23 protein-coding genes are annotated in these 25,397 nt (G+C 73.8%); 16 read left to right on the top strand and 7 right to left on the bottom strand.

Translation table 11 applies throughout. From position 1 onward, the window contains the following. Window positions 1–215: hypothetical protein (locus ACFFIA_RS15065; protein ID WP_377251247.1), on the bottom strand; the 215-nt coding region annotated here is incomplete at its 3' end. Window positions 216–485: 270 nt separating this feature from the next. Between ACFFIA_RS15065 and ACFFIA_RS15060 the strand changes: the two genes are divergently transcribed. The 11 genes from ACFFIA_RS15060 to ACFFIA_RS15010 all read left to right on the top strand — a co-directional run bounded on the left by ACFFIA_RS15060 (window position 486) and on the right by ACFFIA_RS15010 (window position 14,276). After that, on the top strand, window positions 486–683 hold the full coding sequence (locus ACFFIA_RS15060) for a transposase (RefSeq protein ID WP_377251245.1): 198 nt from the start codon (window positions 486–488) through the stop codon (window positions 681–683). A gap of 810 nt (window positions 684–1,493) precedes the next feature. Beyond that, entirely contained in the window at window positions 1,494–2,126 is a 633-nt protein-coding gene (locus ACFFIA_RS15055; RefSeq protein ID WP_377251243.1) for a hypothetical protein, read from the top strand. 161 nt (window positions 2,127–2,287) lie between these two features. Further along, the gene (locus ACFFIA_RS15050; RefSeq protein WP_377251241.1) at window positions 2,288–5,014 is read left to right on the top strand and encodes an AAA family ATPase; all 2,727 of its coding nucleotides are present in this window, start codon (window positions 2,288–2,290) and stop codon (window positions 5,012–5,014) included. A 290-nt stretch (window positions 5,015–5,304) separates the two neighbouring features. After that, the gene (locus tag ACFFIA_RS15045; protein ID WP_377251239.1) at window positions 5,305–5,538 is read left to right on the top strand and encodes a hypothetical protein; all 234 of its coding nucleotides are present in this window, start codon (window positions 5,305–5,307) and stop codon (window positions 5,536–5,538) included. Window positions 5,539–5,542: 4 nt separating this feature from the next. After that, window positions 5,543–6,073, top strand: coding sequence for a DUF3558 family protein (locus ACFFIA_RS15040; RefSeq protein ID WP_377251237.1), 531 nt, complete (start codon window positions 5,543–5,545; stop codon window positions 6,071–6,073). Window positions 6,074–6,092: 19 nt separating this feature from the next. Then, window positions 6,093–7,556: a hypothetical protein gene (locus tag ACFFIA_RS15035; protein WP_377251235.1), complete on the top strand. Its 1,464-nt coding sequence runs from the start codon at window positions 6,093–6,095 to the stop codon at window positions 7,554–7,556. 108 nt (window positions 7,557–7,664) lie between these two features. Continuing rightward, the gene (locus ACFFIA_RS15030; protein ID WP_377251233.1) at window positions 7,665–8,000 is read left to right on the top strand and encodes a hypothetical protein; all 336 of its coding nucleotides are present in this window, start codon (window positions 7,665–7,667) and stop codon (window positions 7,998–8,000) included. Window positions 8,001–8,045: 45 nt separating this feature from the next. Beyond that, the gene (locus tag ACFFIA_RS15025) at window positions 8,046–9,758 is read left to right on the top strand and encodes a pectate lyase family protein (RefSeq protein ID WP_377251231.1); all 1,713 of its coding nucleotides are present in this window, start codon (window positions 8,046–8,048) and stop codon (window positions 9,756–9,758) included. 17 nt (window positions 9,759–9,775) lie between these two features. After that, window positions 9,776–11,428, top strand: coding sequence for an RICIN domain-containing protein (locus ACFFIA_RS15020; protein WP_446686967.1), 1,653 nt, complete (start codon window positions 9,776–9,778; stop codon window positions 11,426–11,428). Beyond that, window positions 11,422–13,176: a family 43 glycosylhydrolase gene (locus ACFFIA_RS15015; protein ID WP_377251227.1), complete on the top strand. Its 1,755-nt coding sequence runs from the start codon at window positions 11,422–11,424 to the stop codon at window positions 13,174–13,176. Before ACFFIA_RS15020 ends, ACFFIA_RS15015 begins: the two co-directional genes overlap by 7 nt. Before the next feature lie 302 nt (window positions 13,177–13,478). Further along, window positions 13,479–14,276: an SAM-dependent methyltransferase gene (locus tag ACFFIA_RS15010; RefSeq protein WP_377251225.1), complete on the top strand. Its 798-nt coding sequence runs from the start codon at window positions 13,479–13,481 to the stop codon at window positions 14,274–14,276. A 118-nt stretch (window positions 14,277–14,394) separates the two neighbouring features. Here ACFFIA_RS15010 and ACFFIA_RS15005 read toward each other — a convergent pair whose 3' ends face one another. Together ACFFIA_RS15005 and ACFFIA_RS15000 are read right to left on the bottom strand one after the other, a co-directional pair. Next, window positions 14,395–14,565: a hypothetical protein gene (locus ACFFIA_RS15005; protein WP_377251223.1), complete on the bottom strand. Its 171-nt coding sequence runs from the start codon at window positions 14,563–14,565 to the stop codon at window positions 14,395–14,397. Between the two features lie 113 nt (window positions 14,566–14,678). Next, complete coding sequence (locus tag ACFFIA_RS15000) at window positions 14,679–15,728, bottom strand: sulfotransferase family protein (protein ID WP_377251221.1); 1,050 nt, start codon at window positions 15,726–15,728, stop codon at window positions 14,679–14,681. A 41-nt stretch (window positions 15,729–15,769) separates the two neighbouring features. Between ACFFIA_RS15000 and ACFFIA_RS14995 the strand changes: the two genes are divergently transcribed. From ACFFIA_RS14995 to ACFFIA_RS14980, 4 genes are read left to right on the top strand one after another with little or no spacing between them, the layout of a single operon-like run. Further along, entirely contained in the window at window positions 15,770–16,921 is a 1,152-nt protein-coding gene (locus ACFFIA_RS14995) for a glycosyltransferase (protein WP_377251219.1), read from the top strand. Then, window positions 16,914–18,014: a glycosyltransferase family 9 protein gene (locus ACFFIA_RS14990; protein WP_377251217.1), complete on the top strand. Its 1,101-nt coding sequence runs from the start codon at window positions 16,914–16,916 to the stop codon at window positions 18,012–18,014. The genes ACFFIA_RS14995 and ACFFIA_RS14990 overlap by 8 nt, the downstream gene beginning before the upstream one ends. A gap of 13 nt (window positions 18,015–18,027) precedes the next feature. Then, window positions 18,028–19,098 carry a glycosyltransferase family 9 protein gene (locus tag ACFFIA_RS14985; RefSeq protein ID WP_377251279.1) on the top strand — a complete coding sequence of 357 codons (1,071 nt, stop codon included), beginning with the start codon at window positions 18,028–18,030 and terminating at the stop codon, window positions 19,096–19,098. Between the two features lie 29 nt (window positions 19,099–19,127). Continuing rightward, window positions 19,128–19,601 carry a DUF2267 domain-containing protein gene (locus ACFFIA_RS14980; protein WP_377251215.1) on the top strand — a complete coding sequence of 158 codons (474 nt, stop codon included), beginning with the start codon at window positions 19,128–19,130 and terminating at the stop codon, window positions 19,599–19,601. A 12-nt stretch (window positions 19,602–19,613) separates the two neighbouring features. On the opposite strand, the gene ACFFIA_RS14975 is transcribed toward ACFFIA_RS14980, so the two are convergent. Next, the gene (locus tag ACFFIA_RS14975; protein WP_377251213.1) at window positions 19,614–20,468 is read right to left on the bottom strand and encodes a glycosyltransferase; all 855 of its coding nucleotides are present in this window, start codon (window positions 20,466–20,468) and stop codon (window positions 19,614–19,616) included. Beyond that, on the bottom strand, window positions 20,465–21,901 hold the full coding sequence (rfaE2, locus tag ACFFIA_RS14970; protein ID WP_377251211.1) for a D-glycero-beta-D-manno-heptose 1-phosphate adenylyltransferase: 1,437 nt from the start codon (window positions 21,899–21,901) through the stop codon (window positions 20,465–20,467). Before rfaE2 ends, ACFFIA_RS14975 begins: the two co-directional genes overlap by 4 nt. A gap of 70 nt (window positions 21,902–21,971) precedes the next feature. Between rfaE2 and ACFFIA_RS14965 the strand changes: the two genes are divergently transcribed. Continuing rightward, a complete protein-coding gene (locus tag ACFFIA_RS14965) occupies window positions 21,972–23,096 on the top strand; it encodes a glycosyltransferase family 9 protein (protein ID WP_377251209.1) in 1,125 nt (374 codons plus the stop codon). A gap of 18 nt (window positions 23,097–23,114) precedes the next feature. Here ACFFIA_RS14965 and ACFFIA_RS14960 read toward each other — a convergent pair whose 3' ends face one another. After that, complete coding sequence (locus ACFFIA_RS14960; protein ID WP_377251207.1) at window positions 23,115–24,140, bottom strand: NADPH:quinone reductase; 1,026 nt, start codon at window positions 24,138–24,140, stop codon at window positions 23,115–23,117. Window positions 24,141–24,216: 76 nt separating this feature from the next. Continuing rightward, window positions 24,217–25,257, bottom strand: coding sequence for a TRM11 family SAM-dependent methyltransferase (locus tag ACFFIA_RS14955; RefSeq protein WP_377251205.1), 1,041 nt, complete (start codon window positions 25,255–25,257; stop codon window positions 24,217–24,219). Window positions 25,258–25,397: the final 140 nt, after the last annotated feature.

Here is a 25,397-nt window from a genome sequence, read left to right as displayed (position 1 = left end):
ACGCTGGCCTCGTTGGTCACCGACGGCGCCAGTATGGTCGTGGCCCCGAACACGATGGCGGTCGGCACCCAGGTGAAGACAAATGCGTACGTCGCTGCCAGCGCAAGCGTCTTCGGCAAACTGACCTGCGGCCGGACCTGCTGTTCGATCCGAGCCGTCACCTCGCTGGAGGCCCACACCAACTTCCGGCCCGTGCCATGCTCTAGGTCCGACATGCGGGCAAGCCTAGTGGTCGGTCGATCGACGGCGAAATGTGGTGTACGACGTCGTCTCGTCTGTTGTTCGCGCGGTCCCCTGTGGACGGTATGGGGGAAGGTCGGGTACGCACGGTGGCCGGAGCACGGCACGCCGGCGGACTGGGTGATGCGGGCCCGGATCGTGGTGTTATCCCTAAGAGTTCCTAATAAAGATTGTCGATAGGGCCTGGCGTCCCCTGTGGACGGTCATCTAGCATGCTGAGCTGTGCGGCGTGGTGAGCAGCGGCCGTGGATCGTGCCGGACGGGTTGTGGCAGCGCATGGAGCCGTTGCTGCCCAGCCTGTGCCGCGCGATCCGCGGCGTCCCGGACGGAACCGGATCCCGGATCGGCAGGTGTTGTGCGGGATCCTGTTCGTGCTGCATACCGGTATCCAGTGGGAGTTCCTGCCGCAGGAGCTGGGCTTCGGGTCCGGCATGACCTGCTGACGGCGTCTCGAGGCCTGGAACCGTGCGGGAGTCTGGCAGCAGCTGACGGTCGTCCGCTGATCAACTTTCGTGTGGTCGATCATGGAGAACAACAGTTTGACCGCGAAGGCGGGGCCGCCGACGAACAGCGCAGTCAGGCTCAACAACAGCTTGTCAGTATGGATCTTCATCGCGTCACCTCCGTCGCGGTCGTGGCCGACGCGAGCAGCGTCGACAGGTCTCCAAGGACCCGCTGAGCCTCATCAACGGGCATGAACAGGTGCAGCTCACCCACCTGCACCCGCAGGTACGGCGCACACTCCCACGGCGCGCACGCCTCGGTGAGCCAGGCGGTACCGTCGCCTGCGGGCAGCCAGGATGCCGCCCGGAGGCGGAGTGGGATCGGAGCCGACTGGTGCTCGCCACCAACGCCCGCCCGGTACCCGTCGCGGGTCGTCGCGGCTGGGTCAGCCGTGCATCGGTCGGGGTCGCACCAGGCCGGATGCCTTACCGCACAACGCTTTTCGGCCGACACGGCATCGGATCGAAATGACTGGCTTTTTCGGTCATTGACTACTGTCGCGAGCCAGTTGCACCGCGCGCTGGCCCGACTCCGGGAGATCGCCCCGGAACTCGACGAGAAGCGCCTCACCGAGGAGAGCCTGACATGAGCCCACTGATGGAACTCGTCCGGGAAAACCTGACCGACCTGGCGGACTCCCAGCCCGTACCCCTTGGATTGGCGGAACGGGCGGCGGCCCTGGGTCAGCGGCGCCGGACGGGCGCCGCGCGGCGTACTGGGTCGCCGCGCCCGAGCCGGACGGCCCCGAGATGGTGCTCGTCGACCTCCAGACCGGGCAGGTCACGCCGATCGACGTCGACATACCGCCGTCCTGGACCTCGATCAGCTCCAGCGGGCGGGTCACGACGGCGTTCCACCCCTTCGGCTGGCGTCTCCAGGACGAGCGCCTGATCGTGGGCGGCAGCATCCTCGACCTGACCGGCCGCCAGACCGGCTCGGTACCCCTCGCCGAGAACGCGGTCCCGGTCGACGTGCGACCGGACGGCGAAGGGCTGCTCATCCGGCCGCAACGCTGGCGGCTCGACAGCTACGCCCTCGTCGACTGGTCGGGCGCGGTCACCCGCCAGCTCACGATCCAGGAGTGCCAGCCGTACGGCGGGGCGAACCGGCTGCCCGACGCGCTCTGCACCGCCCAGGCACCGGCGTTCGCCGGCTGGCGCGGCACCGGACAGATCCTGCTCCGCGGGCCCGACCGCGTCGACATCACCAACTCCGCCGTGCCCTCCGACCTCACCGAGCCGATCGTCCTCGACGCCGTCGACCTCGGCACCGGAGGGCGACACCGCGTCCACCACGCGTCCCGCGAACCGCGCCTGCCGGCCGCCGTCGTCATCTCCGCCGACGGCCTCTCCGCCGAGCTTCGGGACAAACTCTCCTTCTGATCGCACGCCGCGCCCGATCCTTGGGGTGGTGTCCGGGACGGGCGCCTTGCACCGGCGCGTCGGATCCGGGCGCGTGGTGTCCGGAAAATGCCGGACGGCCGGATGAGCCGGCAATCCGACCGACTGATCCGGTACAGGCTGTCCGGTTTTACGATCATGTCGTGGAGGGGTTGGTCGGTCGCGATGCCTTGTACGAGCGGGCGTGGCGGGCACTGGGTAAGCCTGGCCCGGTGCTCCTCGAGGGGCCGGCCGGCATCGGCAAGACCTCCCTGTGGCGGGCGCTCGTCGGCGCCGCCGAGCGGGCCGGCTGGTCGGTGCTGACCTGCGCGCCCACCGAGTCGGAGGCGGCGCTGCCGTTCGCGGCGCTGGCCGACCTGCTGCGTCCCCTCGCCGACCAGGTGCCCGCCCTCCCCCGGCCGCAGCGGGTCGCCGCCGAGGCGGTGCTGCTGACGGCGGAGAGCGCGGCCGAAGATGTCGCCGACGAGCGGGCGGTGGGCGCGGCGACCCGCTCGCTCCTGGAGGCGGTCGGCGGGCCGGTGCTCGTCGCGGTCGACGACGCGCCCTGGCTCGACCCGTCCAGCGAGCGCGCGCTCCGGTACGCCCTGCGCCGCGTCGGCGAGCGCGTCGCCACGCTGGTCGCCTGCCGCACCGAGGGTACCGACCACACCGCCGCGCCGCTCGGGCTGGACGACGGGCGGCTCACCCGGGTCGGGCTGACGCCGCTGGGCGTGGGGGCGCTGCACCACGTCGTACGCGCGCGGCTCGGCGTCTCGCTCAGCCGCCCGCTCGTCGCCCGCATCGCCCGCGAGTCCGGCGGCAACCCGCTGCTCGCCATCGAGCTGTCCCGCGCCGTGTCCCGGCTGCCCCGGCCACCGCTGCCCAGCGAGGAGCTGCCGGTCGGGTCGTCGCTGCGCCAGCTGCTGCGGGACGCGCTCGCCACGCTGCCGGAGCCGAGCCGCGCCGCCGTACGCCTGGCCGCGCTGCTCACCGTGCCGGCGCTCGCCGACCTCGCCGCGGCGGGCGTGGCGGCGGACGCGTTCGACCCGGCGGAGGAGGCGGGCCTGCTCACGGTCACGCCGCCGACGCTCCAGTTCGCCCATCCGGTGTACGCCGCCGCGGTCGTCGCCGGGATCCCGCCGGGCGTACGCCGCCGCCTGCACCGCGCGCTCGCCGACGCGGTCGCCGACCCGGACGAGCGGGCCCGGCAGCTCGCCCGCTGCACCGACGGACCGGACGCGGGCGTCGCCGCCGAGCTGGCCGCGGCCGCCGATCGGCAGCGGGCCCGGGGTGCGCCGGCGGTCGCGGTCGACCTGTACGAACGGGCCGCCGCGCTCACCCCGCCGGAGGCCGCCGCCGACCGGGGGCGCCGCCGGCTGGCCGCGGTGCAGTGCCTGCTCGACAGCGGTGACTACGCCGCCGCCGGGGCCGCCGCCGACGCGGTCGCCGCCGACCACACCGGTGCGGCGCGGGCCGAGGCGCTGCTGCTCCGCGCGATGGTGGCGTGGTGCGCCGACGACCTGCCGGCCGCGGTCGAGGCGGGCGAGCGCGGGCTGGCGGCGGCACCGGCCGGCACACCGCTCGCCGGCCGGATCCACGCCCACCTCGCCCTCTTCCAGGACGCGCCGGAGCCGGCCCGCCGGCACGCCGAGGCGGCGATCGTCCTGATGTCCGGTGTGGACGGTGATCGCGCGCTGCTGGCGTCCGCGCTGTTCCAGCTCTTCTTCCAGGAGGTACGCGCCGGGCTGCCGGCCCGCACCGTGCTGCTCGACCGCGGGCTGGAGCTGGAGGGCGGGCGGCCGTCGTGGCTGGCGGGCACCGTACCGGCGATCTGGTGGAAGTCGATCGACGAGCACGACCGGGCCCGGGAGCGGCTCGGCGCGCTCCTCGGCCACGCGGTCGCCGCGGGCGACGAGCCGTGGCAGCACGAGCTGCTCACCCACCTGGGCGAGGCGGAGCTGGTCGCCGGGCGGTGGGACGCGGCGGCCCGGCACATCGCGGCCGCCCGCGAGCTGGGCGAGCAGCTCGGCACCGGGCTGGTCGGCGAGACCTGGCTGGGCGGCACACTCGACGCGTACCGAGGGCGGCTCGCGGCCGCGCGGCAGGTCGCCGAGGACGGGCTGCGCCGGGCCGACGCGCTCGGCGACCTCTGGTGCCGCCGGATCCACCTCCAGCTCGCCGGCTTCGTCGCGCTCTCGGCCGGGCGGCTGGCCGAGGCCGCGGAGGCGTACCGGGGCCTGGTCGAGACGATCGGCGACGCGGGCATCGTGGAGCCGCTCGGGCAGCGCTTCGAGCCCGACTGGATCGAGGCGTGCGTGGGCGCCGGCGACCTCGACGCGGCCACCGACGGGCTGGAGCGGCTGGCCGCCCGCCACGCCCGCCAGCCCCGCCCGTGGACCGCGCTCGGCCTCGCCCGCAGCCGCGTACTGCTCACCGGCGCGACCGGTGCCGACCCGTCCGCCGAACTCGCCGCGCTGGCGGAGGCGCGGGCGGCGGTGCCGGCGGAGGCCGTCCCCCTGGATCGGGCCCGCTGCCTGCTGGTGGCCGGCATGGCCCACCGCCGCGCGCGCCGCAAGCGGGAGGCCAAGGTGGCGCTGGACGGCGCGGCGGCGGAGTTCGCGGCGATCGGCGCGGCGGCCTTCGAGGCCCGGGCCCGCGCGGAGCTGGCCCGGATCGGCGGGCGCCCGGCCGCGCCGACCGAGCTCACCCCGACGGAGGAGCGCGTGGCCCGGCTCGCCGCGCAGGGGCGCACCAACCGGGCCATCGCCGACGAACTCTTCATCAGCCCCAAGACGGTGGAGGCCAACCTGGCCCGGGTCTACCGCAAGCTGGGCATCGCGACCCGCGCCGAGCTTGGCGCCGCCATCGGCCGCGACGCCCCACCACCCTGATGATCATGGCGCTTGCGAAAGGCGCGAGGCTCAGCTCGCCGTGCGGCGGTGCGCCCGGGGCGGTCGTGGGGACACGGAGGGTGAGGCCGCGGGAAAGCACCCCAAGAAAACGCTCCGCTGCGCTCCACGTTTCCCCGGGGACCCCGCGCGGCGGTCCGGACCGCGGTGGACGTCGCGGCAGCCCAATCCGCCGGTTGGCGGCGCGGGAGCGGGGCCGCGCGGCGGCGCGGGAGCATTAGGTAGGGAGACGCCTGATTCCTCGGGGGGCGCGCGGTCCTAGCGTTCGTGGTGTGACCGATCGACTGTTCGCCGTGGAGCGCTACGACGTCCCTGGCAGCGAGCCGTCGTCGCTGCCGGCCCTCGCCGACGCGCGCCTGGTCGCGGCGGTGCACCTCCCCGCCGACCAGGTCGTACTCGCGCTCGTCGAGGGGCCGGACGAGCAGTCGGTCGCGGCCGCCGCCACCGCCGCGGGATGGCGGGTCGACCGCCTCCACCCCGCGGTCTGGATCACCTCTGGGAGCTGAACCGATGAGACGAGCCCTCCTGCCGCTCGCGCTGGCGCTCGCCGCCGCCTCCACCGCGTGCCAGGGCACCGAGGAGGCGCCCCCCGCGCCACCGACCGCGACCGTCGCGGCGGACCAGCCCGCCGCCGAGGAGAGCACGGCCGCCGAGACACCGCCGGACGCGTCCAGTGTGGACCCGTGCAGCCTGGTGTCCAAAGAGGAGGCGGAGAAGGTCGCCGGGCTGCCACTGGAGGACGCGGTGGCGGCACCGTCGGCCTGCTCGTACACCGCGCCGCCCAGTGGACCGGTCGGCCAGGTCGAGGTGTACGTCGGCGACGGCGCGAAGAAGCAGCTCGACATCGAAAAGCAGCTCGGGCACGAACTCACGCCGATCTCCGGGGCCGGCGACGAGGCGTACATCTATGCCGAGGGCATGACGGTCTTCGTCAGCAAGGGCGGCATCTGGACGTCGATCCGCCTGGTCCGGATCGACGAGCCGGCGAAGTTCCGCAAAGGGCTGGAGGATCTGGCCCGCACGATGAGCACGCGGTACTAGCCCGATGGCGCGGCGGTGGTTGGCAGCCCTGCTGGTGCTCGTCTGCGTGGCCGGCTGCGGCGGCTCGCCGGGCGTCGACGCGGGCGGCAGGGAGCTGACGGAGGCGGAGTTCCAGTACGGCATCGCGCCGCAGCGGCACAAGGACGTCACGTTCCAGCCCGACGTGGTGCTCGTTGAGGGCGGCGCGAAGGCGGTCCGCTCGGTCACCGCCGACGGTCTCACCTGGACACTCGACGCGCGGGCCAAGGGCGTCGAGGATCTGGTGCCGGGCAAGGTGATGTTCGCGACCGCGCGCGGCGTGGGCCGGGTCGTCGACGCCCAGCGCTCCGGCGACACCGTGGCGGTCACGGTCGCGCCGGTCACGTTCACCGATGTGGTGCGCGACGGCACGTTCGCCAGCGACGGCCCGGTGCCGCTCGACAACGTCGTCTCGTACAGCTCCGAAGGTGCACTGTGGACAGACGAGGACGCGGCCGCGGAGGCGGACGCGGCCTCGCCCTCCCCCGCCGGCCGCTCGGTCCCCGTCGGCTACGCCCTGCGCCGCGCGCCGTCCGACCGCGAGCGCGTGGCGATGCCGAAACCGGTCAACGGCGTGCCGAAGACCACGAACACCAACGGCTTCACCGTGACGCCCAGGTGCTGCCGCGACGGCGTGGGCGCGCACCTGCGGTACGACGACAACGAGATCCGCATCGAAGCGGACGTCATGCTCACCATGAAGAACCCGTCGGCCCGCTTCCACCTCGCGGTCGCCGGCGGGCGAATCTCGGTCGCCGAGTTCCAGGTCAGCGGCGGCGCCGGTATCAAGATCGACGTGCGCGCGGCGAGCGCGATCGGCCACCTGCGCCAACTCGACCGCGTCTTCCCCATCCCGATCGACTTCAGCGTGCCGGTCGGACTGATCCTGGGCGTGCCGTTCACCCTCACGGCCAACCAGGAGGTGCTGGTCAAGACGGCGTTCAGCGCGAAGGACGGCAACGTGCGCGCCTCCGGCGAGTACGGCATCGGCGGCACGTTCGGCTTCGGCTACCGCAACGGCTCGTGGGGCGCCCACAAGATCGACGGCCCGCACATCAAGAGCAGCCTGCTCGAATCGGTACGCGGCGTCTCGGTCGGCGCCAACGGCGTGGTGCTCGACTTCAAGACCAACTTCCGCATCGGTATCGGCGCGCTCGGCTTCAGCGCCGGACTCAACTTCGGGATCGTGGTCTCCACCGGCGTGGCGCGCGGCTCGGCGCTGGCCCAGTTCTTCCCGCTCGTACCGGGCGCGCGCAGCCTCGACTGCCAGGGCGCTTCGCTGACCGTCGACACCACGTACAACGTCGGCTACACGATCCCGGCGATCGTCCAGAAGGTGGTCAACTTCTTCCTCCGCGTCTTCAACGCCAAACCGATCGCCCGCTCGGGCGGCATCCCCGACCCGCCCAAACGCACGAACATCTTCAGCAAGGAACAGTACGAGCCGAAGGGCTGCCAGATCTGACACCTCCGCGCCGGGCCGGCCCGCCCCCGCCGTTTGGAGTGGGCGGGCCGCCGCTGGAGAGGGCGGCCACGCGCCGAATGCTCCGAGCTGGCCCTCGTCGCGGCTCAGGTGCGCAACCCGACGATCGGCCGCGAGCTGGTGCGGCTGTGTGTCCAGGCTGGTTTCCAGGTACGTTCCGTCGATCCGGTCGCGGTGCTGTTCCGCGACTTCGGCACGGCCGACCATATCCTCGGCCTGCGTCGCGACGCCGCCCGCGCCGCGCGGGCGGGCCGCGACCCCGACCGCGAAAGTGCGCTCGTCCAGACCGCGCCGGGAGTCCGCCGGGCGCCGGACGGTGACCGCCGCCGAGGGCGTTCCAGCGGCTCCCACCAGGAAGCGAGGCCGCGCGTGACGGCGCGCTCACGGAGGCGCAACAGGATTGAAGCATTGACGTCTCTGGATTGAATCGTTACGATTCGCGACGGAAAGCGCTTTCCTCGGAGGTGTGCGATGCGCAAGAGGTGGCCGGTCATCGCCGGTGTCGTGATGGTGCTCAGTGGCGCGGCGGCGATCTACGCGCCGCAGGCTGGTGCGGCCACCGTCTTCAGCGCCAACTTCGAAGACGGCAGCGTCTCGGGCTGGTCCAAGTCGGGCGGCACCTGGGCCGTCACTCAGGACGGCTCGCAGGTGGCCCGCCAGTCCAAGGCCGACGCGGAGAACGCCCGGCTCTTCAACGCCTCCACCAGCCTGACCGACTACACGGTCCAGGCTCGCGTCAAGCCGCTCAGCCTCGGCTCCGGCGGCTTCGTCGGCCTGCTCTCCCGGGCCTCCGGCGCGACGGTCTTCTACCGGCTCGCGCTGCTCCCGGGCCGCGCCGAGCTCCAGGCCGTCCAGGGCAGCTCGGTGACCGTGCTCGGCAGCTCGACCCGCTCGATCGGCACCGGCACCTGGTACACGCTCTCGATCACCACCAGCGGCTCCACGGTCAGCGGGGCGATCGACGGCGCGCAGTTCGCGGCTGGCACCAGCTCGGCCAGCTCGGCGGGGCGGATCGGGCTCCAGACGGCGTACTCGACGGCCTCCTTCGACGACGTCGTGGTGACCACCGGCGGCACCGCCCCGCCGACCACCGCCCCGCCGACCACCACTCCGCCGGGCACGACGCGGCCGCCGACGTCCGCGCCGCCGACCAGCGCGCCGCCCACCACCCCACCGGTCACCACGCCGCCGCCCACCAGCCCGCCGGGCAGCGCCAACGGCCTCGTCGGTTTCGCGACCCTCACCGGGTACGGGCGCACGGGCACCAACGGCGGCGCCGGCGGCCCCACGGTGACCGTCACCAACTACGCCCAGCTCGCCGCCGCGGTGGCGGACGACGCCCCGCGCATCGTGCGAGTCTCCGGCACCATCACCGGCAACCGCGACGACATGCTCGACGTCGGCTCCAACAAGACGGTCATCGGCATCGGCTCCAACGCGACGATCAGCGGCTTCGGCCTTGACATCAACGGCTGGGGACCGGAGGAGATCGCGTGGGGCGGCGACATCTGCGACCCGGCGGAGCGCGACCAGTTCACCCACACGCGGAACGTCATCATCCGCAACCTGTCCTTCCGCAACACGCCTGACGACTCGGTCAACGTGCAGTGCTACTCGCACCACGTGTGGATCGACCACAACACGTTCTACCCGGCGAACGACGGCTCGGTCGACGTCAAGCGCGGCTCCGACCTCGTGACGGTCTCCTACAACCGGTACGCCGGCACGGACAAGTCGATGCTGCTCGGCCACAGCGACAGCAACGGCGCCCAGGACCGCGGGTACCTGCGGGTCACGTACCACCACAACTGGTTCGACGGCTCGAACACCCGCCACCCGCGGGTCCGGTTCGGGTACGCGCACGTGTTCGCCAACTACGTCAGCGTCGACGACTACTTCATCGGCCTGGGCGTGGGCGGCCAGATCTACGCGGAGAGCAACTACGTGCGCGGGGCGAAGACCATCACCGAGGACTTCGGTGACTCCCGCCTCACCTGGACGAGCAGCAACTTCTACGACCCGGCCACCATCACCCGGGCGAACGACAGCGGCAAGACCATCGAGGACTGGCTGCGCGCCGACGGCAGCGTCGGCCGGCCGCCCTACAGCTACTCGGCCGGTACCGCCTCCGCCTCCCCGCCCGCCGCGGGCGCCGGAGTGGGCGGGGCGGACATCGTGCCGTAACCCCACGACACCGCGCGATGACCGCGCCGCGACCGGCGGCGCGGTCATCGTGTCCAGACAGGAGGAACATCGTGAGAAACCGGCACTGGCGGCTGACTCTGGCCGGTCTCGGCGCGGCGGCGCTCGCCATCACGGGCAGCGTGGTGGTGACCCGCTCGGCCGACGCGGCCACGGTCGACACCAACGCCAACTACGTCTTCGTCAACCGCAACAGCGGCAAGGCGATGGACGTGTACAACTGGTCCACAGCGGACAACGCGCCGATCAACCAGTTCGCCCGCAACGACCTGGCCGTGCAGCAGTGGCGCTTCGTCGACGTGGGCAGCGGCTACTACCAGGTGCGCTCGGTCCACAGTGGCAAGGTGCTCGAGGTGCCCAACGCGAACGACGGCGCGCAGCTTGTGCAGATGTCCAGTGTTAGCGGTAACACTCGCCAGCACTTCCGGCTCGCCGACTCGTCCGGCGGGTACGTGCGATTCATCAACCGGCACAGCAACAAGGCGCTCGACGTGTGGGAGTGGTCCACCGCGGACGGCGCGATGATCTCGCAGTACTCCGACCTCGACGGGGCCAATCAGCAGTGGACGCTGGTCAACCTCGGCAGCGGCGGTGGTGGCACCGGCTGCGGCAGCGGCTCGTTCAACGCCGAGGCGGTGAACAACGGCGGCACCTGGACCGCGCGCAACGGCAGCAGCACCGTCTACACCGGATCCGACATGCGCGCCGCGGTGCAGGCGGCGATCGGCAGCCTCACCGCCGGGCGTACCAGCAAGCAGCGCGTCGTGGTCCGCGGCTCCGGTTCGATGAGCGCCGGCACGCGCATCTCGCTCCCCAGCTACACGGCGATCGACGTGTGCGGCACGATCAACGTGACCGGCTCCGGCTCGGGCGACCAGGCGCCGATCTACTCGCGCGGCACCACGCAGGTGGAGGTGCAGCACCTCAACGTCACCGGCAGCCCGCTCTACGGCATCTTCATGCGCAACGTCACCAACGTGATCCTCGGCCAGATCGACATGCGCCTCTCCGGCGGCCTCGGCGTACGCATCGACAACCGCGGCGACACGTCACAGTGGACCCGCAACGTCCGCATCGACAACGTGTACGTCTCCGGCGCCAGCTCGCACGCGGTCGAGACGTACGGCGTGGACGGCATCACGATCGGCACCGTGACCGCCCGCAACGTCGGCGAGTCCGGCCTGCTGCTCAACCAGACCATCAACGCCACCGTCACCACCGTGGACGCGGAGAACGCGGGCAGCGGCACCGGCTACGCCGCCTTCCGCATGGCCAACCGCAACGGCCGGATCGGCTCCAGCTACGGCACCAACATCCGGGTCGGCACGGTCCGCGCGCGCGGCGGCGGCCGGGGCATCTTCTGCGTCTCGGAGAGCGGCGGCGCCCAGATCGACCGGGTCGACATCGCCAACACCGGCAACAACGCCATCCTCATCGAGAACTGCTACAACGTGAACATCGCCACGAACGGCGGCACGATCAGCGGCGGCGGCGAGATCCGGCTGGCCGAGCGGACCGAGTTCCCCGGCAACGCCGACATCACGTTGCGCAACTTCGCGCTCGTCAACAGCCGGATCGTCGAGAACCCGTGCGCCGACCGGCTCACCATCTCCAACGTCACGCTCAGCGGATCGTCGATCGTCCGATGCTGACCCGCGCACGTACCCGCCTGGTGGCCGCCCTCGCGGTGGCCACCATGGTGGCGCTCGCCCTCGTCGGGGTCAACACACCGTCCGCGAACGCCGTCGGCGAGACCACCTTCCGCAACCCGCTGCTCGCCAACGGGGCCGACCCGTGGCTCCAGTACTTCGAGGGCAACTACTACCTCGCCACCACCACCTGGACCTCCCAGTTGGTGATGCGCAAGTCGCCCACGCTGGCCGGGCTCTCGACCGCCCCACCGGTGTACGTGTGGTCGGAGACGGCCGCCGACTCCTGCTGCAACTTCTGGGCGTTCGAGTTTCACCGGCTCAACGGGCCGAACGGCATGCGGTGGTACCTGATGTTCACCTCCGGCCACGCCGCCAACCTCGACCGGCAGCACCTGACCGTGCTGGAGAGCGCCGGCGACGACCCGCTGGGGCCGTACATCCACCGCGGCTCGCCGATGCCCACCACCTGGAACATCGACGGCAGCTACGTCACCATCGGCGGCCAGCTCTACCTGCTGTGGTCGGAGTGGCAGGGCGCCGACCAGAGCATCTGGATCGCCCGGATGACCAACCCGTGGACCATCACCGGCAGCAAGGTGCTCATCTCCCGCCCCACGTACTCCTGGGAGACAGCCGGCGGGCGCACCAACGAGGGCGCGGAGCCGTTGCAGCGCAACGGGAAGACGATGCTCGTGTACTCGGCGTCGTCGTGCAACACGCCGGACTACAAGCTCGGCCTGCTCACGCTCACCGGCAGCAACCCGCTCAGCGCCTCGTCCTGGACCAAGTCGCCGAATCCGGTGTTCCAGCGCGGCAACGGCGTCTACGGCCCGGGGCACAACGGGTTCTTCAAGTCGCCGGACGGCACCGAGGACTGGATCGTCTACCACGGCAACGCGTCGGCCAGCCAGGGCTGCGGCGACACGCGCTCCACGCGGGCGCAGCGCTTCACCTGGAACGCCGACAACACGCCCAACTTCGGCGCGCCCGCCTCGACGTCGACCTCGCTGGCGGTGCCGAGCGGCGAACTCGGCCCGATCAGCGCCAACGTCCAAGGTGGAGCGTACACACTGGTCAACCGCGACAGCGGGCAGTGCCTCACCGCGACCGGCACCGCCGACGGGGCCAACGTGGCGCAGGGCGACTGCTCCGCGGCGGCCAGCCGGTGGGTCCTCGATCACACCGCGGACGGCTGGTACCGCCTGGTCAACCGGAGTACGCGCAAGGTGCTCGACCTGGCCGACTGCGGCACGGCCGACGGCACGGACATCCGGCAGTGGGCCTGGCTCGACAACAACTGCCAGCAGTGGCGGCTCGCCCCCGCCGGCAACGTCGCGGTCACCAGTGTCCAGAGTGGCAAGGTGCTCGACGTCGCGGACTGCTCCACCGGCAGTGGTGCCGACGTACGCGCCTGGGCCTACAACGGTGCCAACTGCCAGCGGTGGAGCTTCACCCACACCGACAACGGCTACTACCGGATCCGCCCGGCGCACAACACCTCCGGTTGCCTCGCCGTCGCCGGCAGCTCCACAACGGACGGTGCCAACATCGAGCAGAGCACGGCCTGTTCGGGCACCAACTCGCAGTTCCGGATGGAGGCACTGACCGACGGCTCGGTCCGCCTCCTGGCCCGGCACAGCGGCAAGGCGGTCGACCTCGCCAACTGCGGCCTCGCGATGGGCACCAACATCGCCCAGTGGTCGTGGCTGGACAACATCTGCCAGCGGTTCCACCTGCGGGCGGTCTGACCAGTCCGGGGATGGGGGCGGCGGTGCGCCGCCCCCATCGTCGTACGGTGGCCGTGGTGCCGCCCGGCGTCACGCGAGCCAGTCGCGGGTCGGGGTCCGTGGCGAGCAGCGCCGCCGCGGTCGCCTCCCGCACCACGGACGGCTCGGGTCTGCTGGTCCTCTTTTGTGAGGAAATGCCTGATGACCAGCAGCATCAGAGGCCGGAAGCGCATCCTGCGTGAGCACATCGACACATTCCGTGCCGGCCACATCGGACAAACGGGCTGGTGCCGCGGCGGTTCTGTCCAAGTAGGATCTGCGCCATGGTCGATCCGGATGGTGAACTCGCCTCGAAGTTGCAGACCGACGTGCCCCACGCGGCGCGGATGTGGAACTACTGGATGGGCGGGAAGGACAACTTCCAGGCCGACCGCGCCGCCGGCGACGCCGTGGCCGGCGTCTATCCGGAGATCGTCCTGATGGCGCGGCACTCCCGGCAGTTCCTCATCCGCGTGGTGCGCCACCTGGCGGCCGAGGCGGGCATCCGCCAGTTCATCGACGTCGGCACCGGCCTCCCCACGATGCAGAACACGCACGAGGTCGCCCAGGCGGCCGCGCCCCGGTCCCGCATCGTGTACGTCGACAACGACCCGATGGTGCTGGTGCACGCCCGCGCGCTGCTGGCCAACACCACGGCGGAGGGGCTCACCACGTACGTGCCCGCCGACTACCACGACCCCGACACGATCGTGGCCGAGGCGGCGAAGTCGCTCGACTTCGACGAGCCGATCGCGGTGATGTTCATGGGAGTGATGGGCTACGAGCCCGACCTCGACGTGGTCCGCTCGATCGTCGGGCGGATCAGCGGCGCCACCGCGCCCGGCAGCTACCTGGTGCTGTGGGACGGCACCAACACCAGCCCGGAGGTGGTCGAGGGCGCCGACAAGCTCGCCCAGAGCGGCGGCGTGCCGTACATCCTGCGCAGCCCCGACGATCTCGCCACCTGCTTCGAGGGCCTGACGCTGGTCGAGCCAGGGCTGGTGCCGATCCCGCTGTGGCGCCCGGACGACCCGGCCGCCACGGCGATCGACGCGTACGGCGGGGTCGCCCGCAAGCCCTGACCAGCTCCGCCGCGCGTGATGACCGCGTCCGTCCGAGGGCTTTGTCGGGGGCATAGCCCCTTCCTCTCGGCTGGAGTGGGCTTTGTCCCCGGCATTGCCCCGTTGCGCGGGGCGTGCGCTACTCCTCCTGTTCCAGGGGCCGAAGCTCACCGTCCCGTTCGACGCGCACCTCGCCGGACTCCTTTGGTGGCGGCACCTGGGCGGTGTTCCGGTTCGGGTCGTTGCCGGGATGCATCAGCACCGCGTCGGTGTCCGACGCCTTCTCCCTGCTCTCCTCCGGCTGCGCCATCGCCTCTACCTCCTCGTATCGCCGAAGCCCTAACCCGGTGACGCCCGCACCGCGTGGCGGTGAGTGGACAGGCGCTGACCGTCCGTGGCGACCAATTGACCCTGGAGGGTCAACTAATCGCCACGCACGGCCGAAGAGCCGCCACCGCCGCCCGAAGAGCCGCCACCGCCGCCCGCGCCGCCGCCGCCCGAAGAGCCACCGCCGACGGGCGACGAGCCGGCGCCGGAGAGTGCCGCCGCCGGCGAGGGGGCGGGGAAGGCCAGCGGGGTCAGGCGGCGGATGCGGTGCAGGCGGGCGGCCAGCCGCTCGCGTATCTCGGGACCGGCCTGGCGGCCCCGCTCCGGCGGATGGTCCAGGTAGCCGAACGCCGCCATCTCCGCCCCCGCCACCTCCTCGACCACGCTCGCGTCCCCGGGCGGCAGGGTCTCGCGCCACGCGGCGGTACGGTCGGTGGTCACGTCCCGCAGCGCGCCGGCCTTCCACCACTCCCAGCCGTGCACGATCCCGTCCGGCGCGGCGGCTTTCGGTCCGCCGGGGCGTACGGCGAGCAGGCCACCGAGCTGCCGCCGCGCGGTGTCCGGGTCGGCGACCACATCCTCGTACCGCAGGATCAGGCACCGCCCGGGGCCGAGATGGCGGGCGGCCGCGCGGAGCTGGCGCTGGTCGAGCGCCCACTCCTCGGCGAGTACGGCGGAGTCCTCGATGCCCCACGGCACCGCGCGGTGCGAGGCGGCGACGGCGCGCGGGTCGCGGACCACGCCGACGAGCCGCAGGTCCGGGTCGGCGTCGGTGAGCGGGCGCCACCACAGCAGGTGCTCGGGGGTCTTCTCGCCGTACCGGGCGGCGGGCGGGCACAGCGACACCACCACGGCGGAGAAGAGGTCGAGCAGGTTCTCGCAGCGCCGCCCCACGAGGTCGAGCACGCGCGCGAGATCGACCCGCAGCCCTTCGCTGGTGGGCAGGTGCCCGAAGTCCGCCACCTCGGCCGCCACCTCGTTCCGGCTCAGCGGGAAGCGCCGGCGGGCGAGCAGCCGCGGCGCGAACCGGTGCAGGAAGTGGGTCTCCGGCGGCATCGCGACACCGGGCAGCTCGCAGCAGAGCCGCTGGGTGAGCGTGGTGCCCGACCGGGGCGTACCGACGACGAGGAACGAGAGGGCACTCACCGCGCGGGCATACCCGGGCCGGTTGCGGGCAAACGTCGGCCGTGAGCATCCGGACCGCCATGATCACCGGACCGGCGCCGGCGAGCCGCGACGGGGTGAGCGACTACGCCGAGCGGCTGGCCGGCGCGCTCGGCGGCACCGGCGTGGAGGTGACCGCCGTGCCGGTACGCCCGCCCGCGCCGGGCAGGTGGCTGGCCGCCACAGTGGACACCGCCGAGACCGTGCGGCGGCTGCGCCCCGACGTGGTGCACGTCCAGTTCGCCCCGTCGGCGTACCGCTTCTCCGCGCTCCCCGGCCTCCTGCCCCGCCTGCTGCCGCCGGGCACGCCGGTCGTCACGACCGTCCACGAGTACGGCTGGTGGAGCGCGCCCGACTGGCTCCCCGGCGCGGTGTGGCGCCCGCTGGAACTGCTGCGCCTGTGGGACCGGGAGACCGCCCTGCTGGTGCCGGCGAGCCACACGGTGGTGGTCACCAACCCCGAGCACGGCACGCGGGTACGGCAGCGGACCGGCCGGCGCCCCACGCTCATCCCGCTCGCCCCCAACGTCGACCCCACCGGGGTGCCCCGCGCCGACGCGCGCCGCCGGCTGGGCGTGGACGAGGGCGACTTCCTGCTGGTGTTCTTCGGCTTCGTCCATCCAGTCAAGGGCGTGCGGTACCTGCTGGAGGCACTGCCCGCGCTCCGCGCGATCCGGCCCGACGTGCGGCTGGCGGTCGCCGGCGGGTTCACCTCGCAGGCGTTGCCCGAGGATGAGGCGCGGGCGTTCCGGCGGGAGCTGGAGGCACTGGCGGCGCGGTGCGGGGTGGCGGACGCGGTCTCGTTCACCGGATACCTGCCCGCGCCGGAGGTGTCGGCGCTGCTGGCGGCGGCGGACGGCGTGGTGCTGCCGTTCACCGCTGGGGTCTCGGCGCGCAGCGGCGCGCTGCTCGCGGCGCTGGCGCACGGCGTGCCCACGGCCGTGACCGTGCCCGACGAGCCCGACCCCCGCCTGCGCGACGGGGAGAACGTGGCCACCATCCGCGGGCGCCGCGACGCCGCCGCCATCGCGGTCGCGCTCCGCCGTCTGATCGGCGACCCGGCACTGCGGGAACGCCTCGCCGCCGGCGGCCGCTCGCTCGCCGCCGCGCACACCTGGCCAGCGGTGGCGCGGGCGCACCGGGACCTCTACGCGCGGGTGCTGGCCGATGCCTGACCGGTACACCGACATCCTCGTCGTCGACCTTCTCGGCGGCATCGGCGACCTGGTGATGGTGCTGCCGGTCGTACACGCGCTGGCCGGCCGGCATCCCGGCGCCCGGCTGCGGGTGGTCACCCACGAGCCCGGCGCCGACCTGCTCCGCGGCGACCCCGCCGTCAGCGCCGTGCGCACGCCGGCACACGCCCGCCCCGGCGCCGAGCGCGAGGCGGTCGCCGCGGCCCTCGCCGAGGGGCGGCCGGACCTGGCGATCACCACCACGCGGTACGACGGCATCCCCGACCTGCTCCGCTCCGCCGCCGGTCGGTGCGTCACCGACCTGTGGCGCGGCCCGCCGCCGGACGAGCTGGTCAGCCGGCGGTACCTGCGCATCCTCGCCGAGGAGGGAGTGCTCGACCCGGCCGCCGTGGACCCGGTGCCGCGGCTGCGCCTGACCACCGGCGAGCGCGCGGAGGGGGCCCGCGTGCTGGCGACCCTCCTCGCCCGCGGCCGGAGCCCGTGGGCGGGCGGCGGGCGGCGGCCCGTGGTGCTGGTGCCGGAGGCCGGGATGGCGGTCAAGCGCTGGCCCGAGCGGCGGTGGCGCGAGCTGGTCGCGCTCCTCGCCGGCCTGGGCATCCCGCTGCTCACGCCGGCGCCCACCGCAGCGAAAACGCCGGACGCGGCCGGGACGGGAACACCGGACGGCCTCGTCCCCGTGCTGCCGCCGCTCGGTCTGCGGGAGCTGGCCGGAGTCTTCGCGGCGGTCGCCGGCCGGGACGGGGTCGTGGTGGGCGGCGACACCGGGCCCCTCCGCGTGGCGGCGGCGAGCGGGGCGCGGACGGTGGCGCTCTTCGGGCCGACGCTCGCGAGCCGCTACGGCCTGGGCGATCCGGCCGCCGCGCACCTGCAAGGGCTGCCCGGCTGCCCGCACCGGCGCCCGACCGCCATCACCACGCAGGTCTGCTGGTGGCACGCCGACTGCCCGCTCTCGGCCGGCGAGCCGGCGTGCCTGGCGGCGATCCCCGCGCGTACGGTCGCCACCACGGTGCTCGGCGCCGGCGGTCCGGTCCACCGCGATCCGCCGGGTTTCGCGGTACCGCCGGAGGGGTAGCCGCGCCGTCGTGATGGAGCATCCGGGGGCGCTCGCCGGACCGCCGATCGACTGGGGCGGGCTCCGCCGGATCCTGGTCGTACGCCCGGACAACCTCGGCGACGTGGTCATGGCCGGCCCGGCGCTCCGCGCGCTGCACCAGGCCGCGCCGGAGGCCCGCCTCGACCTGCTCGTGGCGCCCGCCGGGGCCGGCATCGCGCCGCTGGTGCCGTACGTCGACCGCGTGCTCGCCGCCTCCGTCTCGTGGCAGCAGCTCGACCCGGACGAGGTGCCGCCGGACCGGGACCGCCGGCTGGTACGGCGCCTCGCCGGCGGCCGGTACGACGCGGCGGTGCTGCTCACCTCGTTCTCCCAGTCGCCGTGGCCGGCGGCGTACCTGTGCCGGATGGCCGGCGTGCCGGTGCGGGTCGGCGCGTCGAAGGAGTTCGGCGGGGCGGGGCTCACGCACTGGGTACCGGCGCCCCCCGACGACGTGCACCAGGTCGACCGGATGCTGCACCTGCTGGAGCGCGTCGGCGTACCTCGGCCGGACCGGCGGCTCCGCCTCGACCTGCCCGGCTCCGCCCGCGCCGAGGCGCGCGACGCGCTGGCCGAGCGGGGCGTACCGCCGGGCGAGCCGTACGCCGTGCTGCTCCCCGGCGCCTCCTGCGCGGCGCGGCGCTACCCGCCCGACCGGTACGCGCGGGTCGCCCGGCTGCTCGCCGACGACGGGCCGCGCGTGGTGGTCGCCGGCTCGACGCGGGAGGCGGCGCTCGTGGCGGAGGTGGCCGGCGACACGGCCGTCCCGCTCGCCGGCCGGCTGAGCGTGCCGGGGCTCGCCGGGCTCATCGCGGGCAGCGCCGTGGTGGTCTGCAACAACAGCGGCGGGGCACACCTCGCCAGCGCGCTCGGCCGGCCGGTGGTGCTGCTCTTCGCCGGTACGGAACAGGCGGCGCAGTACGCCCCACGCTTCACTCCCGCCACGGTGCTGACGGTGCCGACCCGGTGCGCGCCGTGCCGCCAGCTGACCTGCCCGTACGCGCTGGAGTGCCTGGACATACCGCCCGAGCGGGTCGCCGCCGAGGCCTGGCGGCTGGCCGAATAGGCATGGCGCCGGCGGGTAACCGGCATCAGGTGAGCGATCTCATCACCGCACACGTGCGGCCCCACCTCAAGCCCGGCGACGAGCGGGCGGAGGCGGACACCATCGTGCACGCCGTGCTCCGCGCCCTCGGCGACCGGCTACCGGCCGGCGAGGCGGCACTGCTCGCGGACGGGCTGCCGGCGCCGCTGCGGCCGTACATGCGCCATCCCAGCGCACTGTCCACAGCGGACGACGGCCCGCGCAACCGGGAGGATCCGCTGACCCGCATCGCGGCGGCCTGCGACACCGACGAGGTGGACGCGCGCCGCTACGCGCGGGCCGTCTTCGCCGAGTTGGCCGCGACCGTGCCGCCCGGTGCCGTGTACGACGCGCAGGTGCAGCTCCCCGACGACGTCCGCGAGCTGTTTCCCGAGCCGGTCCGGTCGGTCGGGCACCTGCCGGTGCGGATGAGCCTGGAGACGCCGCCGGTGCGCGCCTCGATCCACGGCCATCCGCGCGGCTGAGCCGCCGCCGCGCTACTCGCGCAGCGTCACCTCCCACGCCTCGACGCGGCGGTCCACCACCGTGGTCGGCACCTCCAGGTGGTACGCGCCGCTCGGCACGATGCCGGCGCCGCCGTACCGCTCCAGCACCGCGAGCTGCGCCGCCGCGTCCTCGCCCTGGTGGTCGGGCGGGAGCCGGGTCCAGAAGTCGAAGCCGCCGGAGGCGACGAGCTTCGCGCGGTCGAAGAGGACGCAGCCGCCGATCCAGGAGACCTTGTACGCCCGCCACTGCCCCGGCGCCAGCCGCAGCCGCTCGGTCACGTGCAGCAGGTTGGCCGCCGAGTGCAGGCCGGCCCGCCACCACTTCGGGCTGTCCGGCCGTATCCGCTCGGGCTCCGGCCGCCCGGCCCACTCCTCGAACTGCCGGTGCGAGTCGGGGCGCAGGTCGTCCCGGTACGAGAGGCCGTGCACGCCGTTGCCCACGAACCCGCACCGCAGCTCGCCGATCGCCGCGACCAGGCGGCCGAGCGTGGCCGGTTCCAGCCACACGTCGTCGTCGAGGCAGAGCACGTACCGGGCGGCCGAGTGGGAGAGCAGCCCGGCCCGGTGCTCGGCCAGCCCGCGCCGGGGCAGGTGGCGGGTGAGCAGCACCGGATGCCCGGCGTGGCGCAGGACGCGCACCATGCCAGCCACCGCCGGGTCGGCCCAGCCGGGCGGGCCGTCGGACTGGTCGCTCACCACCACGCCGAACGGGACGCCCTCCTGCGCCGCCAGGCCGGCCAGCGTCGCGGCCAGCGCCGCGGTCCGTTCCCTGGTCGGGATCAGCACATCCACGTCGCGGGCCTGGCGGAAGTCCTCGGCGTGGCCGGTGTCGAGCGGGCGGGTCACCCCGCGAGTTCCCGGTTGTGGGCCCGGATCCGGTCGATGATGGCCGAGGTGGAGCGGTCCGGCACGTACCCGAGGGTCCGCACCTCGCCGCCGAGCCGCCGCACCAGCTCGGCCTCCGGCACCAGCTCGGGCGGGTAGTCGCCGCCCTTGACGTACAGGTCGGGGCGGACCAGCTCGATCAGCTCGGTGGGCGAGTCCTCGTCGAAGACCACGACATGGTCCACACAGGACAGCGCGGCGAGCACCGCCACGCGGTCCTCCACCGGTACGACCGGGCGACCCTGCCCCTTGAGGCGGCGCACGCCGTCGTCCGAGTTGACCGCGACGACGAGCAGGTCGCCCAGCTCGCGCGCCTGCCGCAGGTAGCTCACGTGCCCCCGGTGCAGCACGTCGAAGCAGCCGTTGGTGAAGACCACGCGGGCGCCCGCCTCCCGCCGGCGCCGCACGATGCGCTCCAGCGCGCTCGCCTCGACGAAACACGCCTGGCCGGTGAGCGCGGCGCGGAGCGGTTCGGCGTCGCAGACGCAGGTGCCCTCGCAGGTCACGCCCACGGCGGCCGCCGCCTGGGCGATCTCCGCGGCGGCGGCGACCGGCGTGCCGCCGGCCAGGGCGAGGGTGAGGGCGGCCAGGTACACGTCGCCGGCACCAACCGTGTGCGCCTCCGGTGCCGGCTCAGCGCGCGTGGCGTGCACGCCCTCCGGGCCGGCGACGACCGCGCCGTCGCTGCCGAGCGTCACCGCGACCGTGCCGGCCGTGTACCTCTCCCGCAGCACCGCGGCCAGCGCCTCGGCACCGGCGCTGGCGCCCACCGCGAGCGCCGCCTCCCGCCAGCTCGGCGTCATCACGGTCGGCGCCAGCTCCCGCCACGGGCGCAGGTCGTGCGCGTCCAGCGCGACCAGCGCGAACCGCTCGCGGTTTCGGACCAGCCACCGCCGCACCGGTTCGGGCAGCCCGCCCAGCCCGTAGTCCGCCACGACCAGCACCTTCTCCGGCGCGGTCGCCAGCACGCGGATCAGCCACTCGACCGTTTCCGGCGGGAGCGGGCCGCCGCCGGTCTCGTCCTCGCGCGCGACGATCTGCCCACCGGCGAGCAGCCGCCGCTTGACCGGCGTGGCCCGCCCGGATACCCGGATCATGCGGTCCTCGACCCCGTCGCGGCCGAGGCAGGCCGCGAGCCGTTCCCCGGCGGGGTCGTCCCCCACCACGCCGACGAGCGCGACCCGCGCGCCGAGGGCGGCCAGGTTGGCGGCCGCGTTGCCGGCGCCGCCCGCGGCGACACGGCGCCGCCGCAGCGTGAGCACCGGCGCGGGCGCCTCGCGGGAGATCTGGTCCGCGTCCGCGAAGCGCCACTCGTCCACCATCACGTCGCCGACCACGAGCACGTCCTGGCCGTCCCACGCGTCGAGGGCAGCCGCCAAACCGGTAGCGTTCACTTTCGCGGTATTCCACAGGCACGCCCTCCTAAACAGGCGTACCGCGGGCCGGACCGGGTACCGGCACCGCATGGGCGCCCGCCTCGACGATGTGGAACGCATCGCCGTACTCCGTGCCAACGCCCTCGGCGACCTCATGTTCGCGCTGCCCGCTCTGGACGCGTTGCGGGCCGCGTACCCGTCGGCCGAGATCGTGCTCCTCGGTGGCCCGCTCCACGCCGAGCTGCTCACCTCCCGCCCCGGGCCGGTCGACGGCGTGGCGATCGTGCCGCCGGTGGAGGGGCTGCGCCCGCCGGCGCCGGGCGAGAGGCCGGTGCCGGTCGAGGATTTCCTGGCGGATCCGCGCATCCCGCCGGTCGACCTCGCGCTCCAGTTGCACGGCGGCGGCCGCACCAGCAACCGCGTGGTCAAGGCGCTGGGCGCGCGGGTCACGGCTGGGCTGCGGGCGCCGGGCAGCCCGCCGCTGGACCGCTCCGTCCCGTACGTCTTCTACCAGCCCGAGGTGGCCCGCTACCTCGAGGTGGTCGCGCTGGTCGGCGCGACGCCGGTCACCGTCGTCCCGCACCTCGCGGTCACCGCCGCCGACATCGCCGAGGCCCGCCGCGTGGCGGGTCCGCCGGCACGCCGCCGCGTGGTCATCCACCCGGGCGCCACGGACACTCGGCGGCGCTGGTCCGCCGAACGGTTCGGCCTCGTCGCCCTGGATCTCCTGACACATGGGTACGAGGTCGTGGTGACCGGCACGCCCGGCGAGAGACCCGTGGTGGAGCGGGTCGCGGCGGTGGACCGCCGGGTCCGGCCGCTCGTGGGTCAGCTCTCCCTCGGCGGGCTGGTCGGCCTGATCGCCGGCAGCGCCGCCGTGGTCGCCAACGACACCGGCCCGCTGCACGTCGCGGCCGCGGTCGGCACGCCCTCGGTGGGCATCTACTGGGTCGGCAACGTCATCAACAGCGCGTCCCCCTACCGCACCGACCACCGCCCGGTCCCCTCGTGGCGCGTGCACTGCCCGGTGTGCGGGGCGGACTGCACGCGCGACCTGTACCCGGCCCGCGAGGGCGGCGGCTGCCTCCACAGTGACTCCTTTGTGGACGACGTGCCCGTGGACGAGGTGCTGCAAGCCGTCTACGACCTGACCGACCCGGCGCTGGCCGCCACCGGACCGCTCGCCGGCCTCCGCTCCGGCACCGGCTACTGAGCCGCCACTCAGAAGTGGTCAGGCGTCGCTGGTCAGGATCAGCACCTTGCCGATCGCGCCGGCCTCGACCGCCGCGTGCGCGTCCGCGGCCTCGGCCAGCGGGTAGTAGTGCAGCGGCAGCCCCGCCTCCGGCCCGACCCGCAGCACACCCTCGGCGGCCGCGGCCGCGACGTCGTCGACCGCGCGCGCCTTCGCCGCCTCGGTGAGCGTGTAGAGGAGGACGAACTGCCAGCGGGCGTTCACCGTCATCAGCGGCCGCACGGGGAGCGCGAGAGCGTCGGCGCCACCGGCGGCGTACGCGGAGATCGAGGCGTTGGGCGCGACCACGCGGACGTCCGTCTCGGCGTTGGCCACCGGCGCGACCTCGACGATCGTGTCGACGCCGCGCGGCGCGACCCGCTTGACCTCGGTGACCACGTCCTCCTGCCGGTAGTCGACCACGTGGTCGGCGCCCGCGGCCGCGGCGAGCTGGGCCTTCTCCGGCCCGCTCACGGTGGCGACCACGGTGGCGTCGGCCCACCGGGCGAGCTGGATGGCCGCGTTGCCGACCGCGCCGGCCCCGCCCTGGACCAGCACGACCTTCCCCTCCATCGCGCCGGCGTTGATCCGGTCCGGCATGGTCTCGCCGGCGGTGAGGCAGCGGTGCGCGGTCAGGAACGGGACGCCGAGGCTGGCGCCGAGGTCGAACGAGGCCGGCCCGAGCCGCACCACCTGGCGGGCGGGCACCAGCGTGTACTCGGCCGCGGTGCCCCAGGGGCGCTGCCACGCCGCCTCCCAGACCCACACGCGCTCGCCGATCAGCCCCGCGTCGACGCCCTCGCCGACCGCCTCGACCACGCCGGCGCCGTCCTGGTTGGGGATCTGCCAGCCGCCGGACGGCGGGGCGCCGGAGCCGTCCGCCCGCCGCGACTTCCAGTCGGTGGGGTTGACGCCGGAGACCGCGACCCGCACCAGCACCTCGCCCGGCGCCGGCTCGGGCACCGGGCGCTCGACGACCTCCAGCACGGCTGGCTCCCCGGTACGCGTGTACACAACCGCTCTCATCGGCGCTCCTCCTGGTTGCCGGCTCCGCCAGTCAACCCCAAGTTCCGGTCGGGCGGGGCTGAATCTGACCGGGCGCTCAGGCGGCCTTCCGCGCGACCAGGACGTCCCGGACGATGGCCTGGTCGACCCGGTGCCGGAGCGAGGCCCACGGCCCGTCGTCGAGCACGTCGAGGCCGGCGTTGGCGAGCGCCTTGGCGGCCTCCTCGCGCCGCGCCACGTTGGTGTTCCACGAGATGCCGAGCGCACCGCCGGGGCGCAGCAGCCCGGCCCAGACCGGCGCGGCCGCCGCCAGCAGCGCCAGCGGGTCGCGGGCAAGACCTTTGGCGACGGTACGGCTGCCGTGCTGCACGCCGTACGGCGCGTCGGCCACGACCACGTCGACGGTGCCGGGGCGGAAGAACTCGTCGGCGCGCGTGGTGTCCGCGTTGACGACGTCGAGGAGCTGCACCGCGCCCGCCTTCTGCTCCTCTTTGGAGGGTGCCATCTCCACGCGCAGCCGCCGCCCCACGACCCGCTTCTCCCGCCGCACCGGGCCGGACTCCAGCACGCGGTGCTTGATCCGCTTGCGCTTCAGCCAGGTCGTGATGAACGCCTGGTACGCCTCGTAGTCCTTCTGGTCCAGGTCGACGCCGGCCGCGTCGAAGCCGTACATGAGCGCCTGGTTGAGCGTCGTGCCCCGGCCGCAGAGCGGGTCGAGCACACGAAACCGGCGCTCCAGCAGCTCACCGGCCCAGGCGGAGGCGAGCAGCGTGGCGTTCAGCAGCAGCTTGGTGAACTGCTCGTTGGTCTTGCCGGCGTACTTCTGGATCGTGATCAGGTCGTCGTCGTACCGGTCCAGCCGGCGCAGCTCGACCGGGCGGAGCAGATCGCCGACCCGCTCGAAGAGGGCGAACGCCGAGGAGAGGTTGCCCAGCAGCGCCACGTCACGCTCGCCGAGCGGCTCGGCCTCGAAGGTCACGTACCGCACGCCGCCGATCGTGGCGACGTCGGTGGCGCCGATCCGCCCGCCGAGCGCCGAGTGGTTGAAGAGCTCGAGCTCGGTGCGGGTCAGCTCGACCGCGGACTCGGCGTACACGCGGTTGGTGCCAGGTGAGATGAGCAGGCCGTATGTGGTCATAGTCGGGCGAGTATCGCACAGCAGGCGAGCGTGGGTCCGGCGGCTGCCCGCCAGCCCCGCGCACCGTCTCAGGCCGCGGTGTTGCCGTCCGCGATACACCTGCCGGCGCGCTCGGCCGCGTGTTTGTCCGGTTGGTGTCG

This window comes from Phytohabitans kaempferiae (assembly GCF_042433955.1).
GTDB lineage: Bacteria > Actinomycetota > Actinomycetes > Mycobacteriales > Micromonosporaceae > Phytohabitans > Phytohabitans kaempferiae.
Note: the sequence above shows the minus strand (reverse complement) of the source record. Positions and strands in the feature narration are given on the sequence as shown.

What these genes read in the sequence shown, in the direction of transcription:
- ACFFIA_RS15055 (WP_377251243.1), top strand. Translation starts at nt 1,494, where the DNA reads ATGGTGCTCGTCGACCTCCAGACCGGGCAGGTCACGCCGATCGACGTC.
- ACFFIA_RS15040 (WP_377251237.1), top strand. Translation starts at nt 5,543, where the DNA reads ATGAGACGAGCCCTCCTGCCGCTCGCGCTGGCGCTCGCCGCCGCCTCC.
- ACFFIA_RS15025 (WP_377251231.1), top strand. Translation starts at nt 8,046, where the DNA reads ATGCGCAAGAGGTGGCCGGTCATCGCCGGTGTCGTGATGGTGCTCAGT.
- ACFFIA_RS15020 (WP_446686967.1), top strand. Translation starts at nt 9,776, where the DNA reads ATGACCGCGCCGCGACCGGCGGCGCGGTCATCGTGTCCAGACAGGAGG.
- ACFFIA_RS15015 (WP_377251227.1), top strand. Translation starts at nt 11,422, where the DNA reads ATGCTGACCCGCGCACGTACCCGCCTGGTGGCCGCCCTCGCGGTGGCC.
- ACFFIA_RS15010 (WP_377251225.1), top strand. Translation starts at nt 13,479, where the DNA reads ATGGTCGATCCGGATGGTGAACTCGCCTCGAAGTTGCAGACCGACGTG.
- ACFFIA_RS15005 (WP_377251223.1), bottom strand. Translation starts at nt 14,565, where the DNA reads ATGGCGCAGCCGGAGGAGAGCAGGGAGAAGGCGTCGGACACCGACGCG.
- ACFFIA_RS14990 (WP_377251217.1), top strand. Translation starts at nt 16,914, where the DNA reads ATGCCTGACCGGTACACCGACATCCTCGTCGTCGACCTTCTCGGCGGC.
- ACFFIA_RS14985 (WP_377251279.1), top strand. Translation starts at nt 18,028, where the DNA reads ATGGAGCATCCGGGGGCGCTCGCCGGACCGCCGATCGACTGGGGCGGG.
- ACFFIA_RS14965 (WP_377251209.1), top strand. Translation starts at nt 21,972, where the DNA reads ATGGGCGCCCGCCTCGACGATGTGGAACGCATCGCCGTACTCCGTGCC.
- ACFFIA_RS14960 (WP_377251207.1), bottom strand. Translation starts at nt 24,140, where the DNA reads ATGAGAGCGGTTGTGTACACGCGTACCGGGGAGCCAGCCGTGCTGGAG.
- ACFFIA_RS14955 (WP_377251205.1), bottom strand. Translation starts at nt 25,257, where the DNA reads ATGACCACATACGGCCTGCTCATCTCACCTGGCACCAACCGCGTGTAC.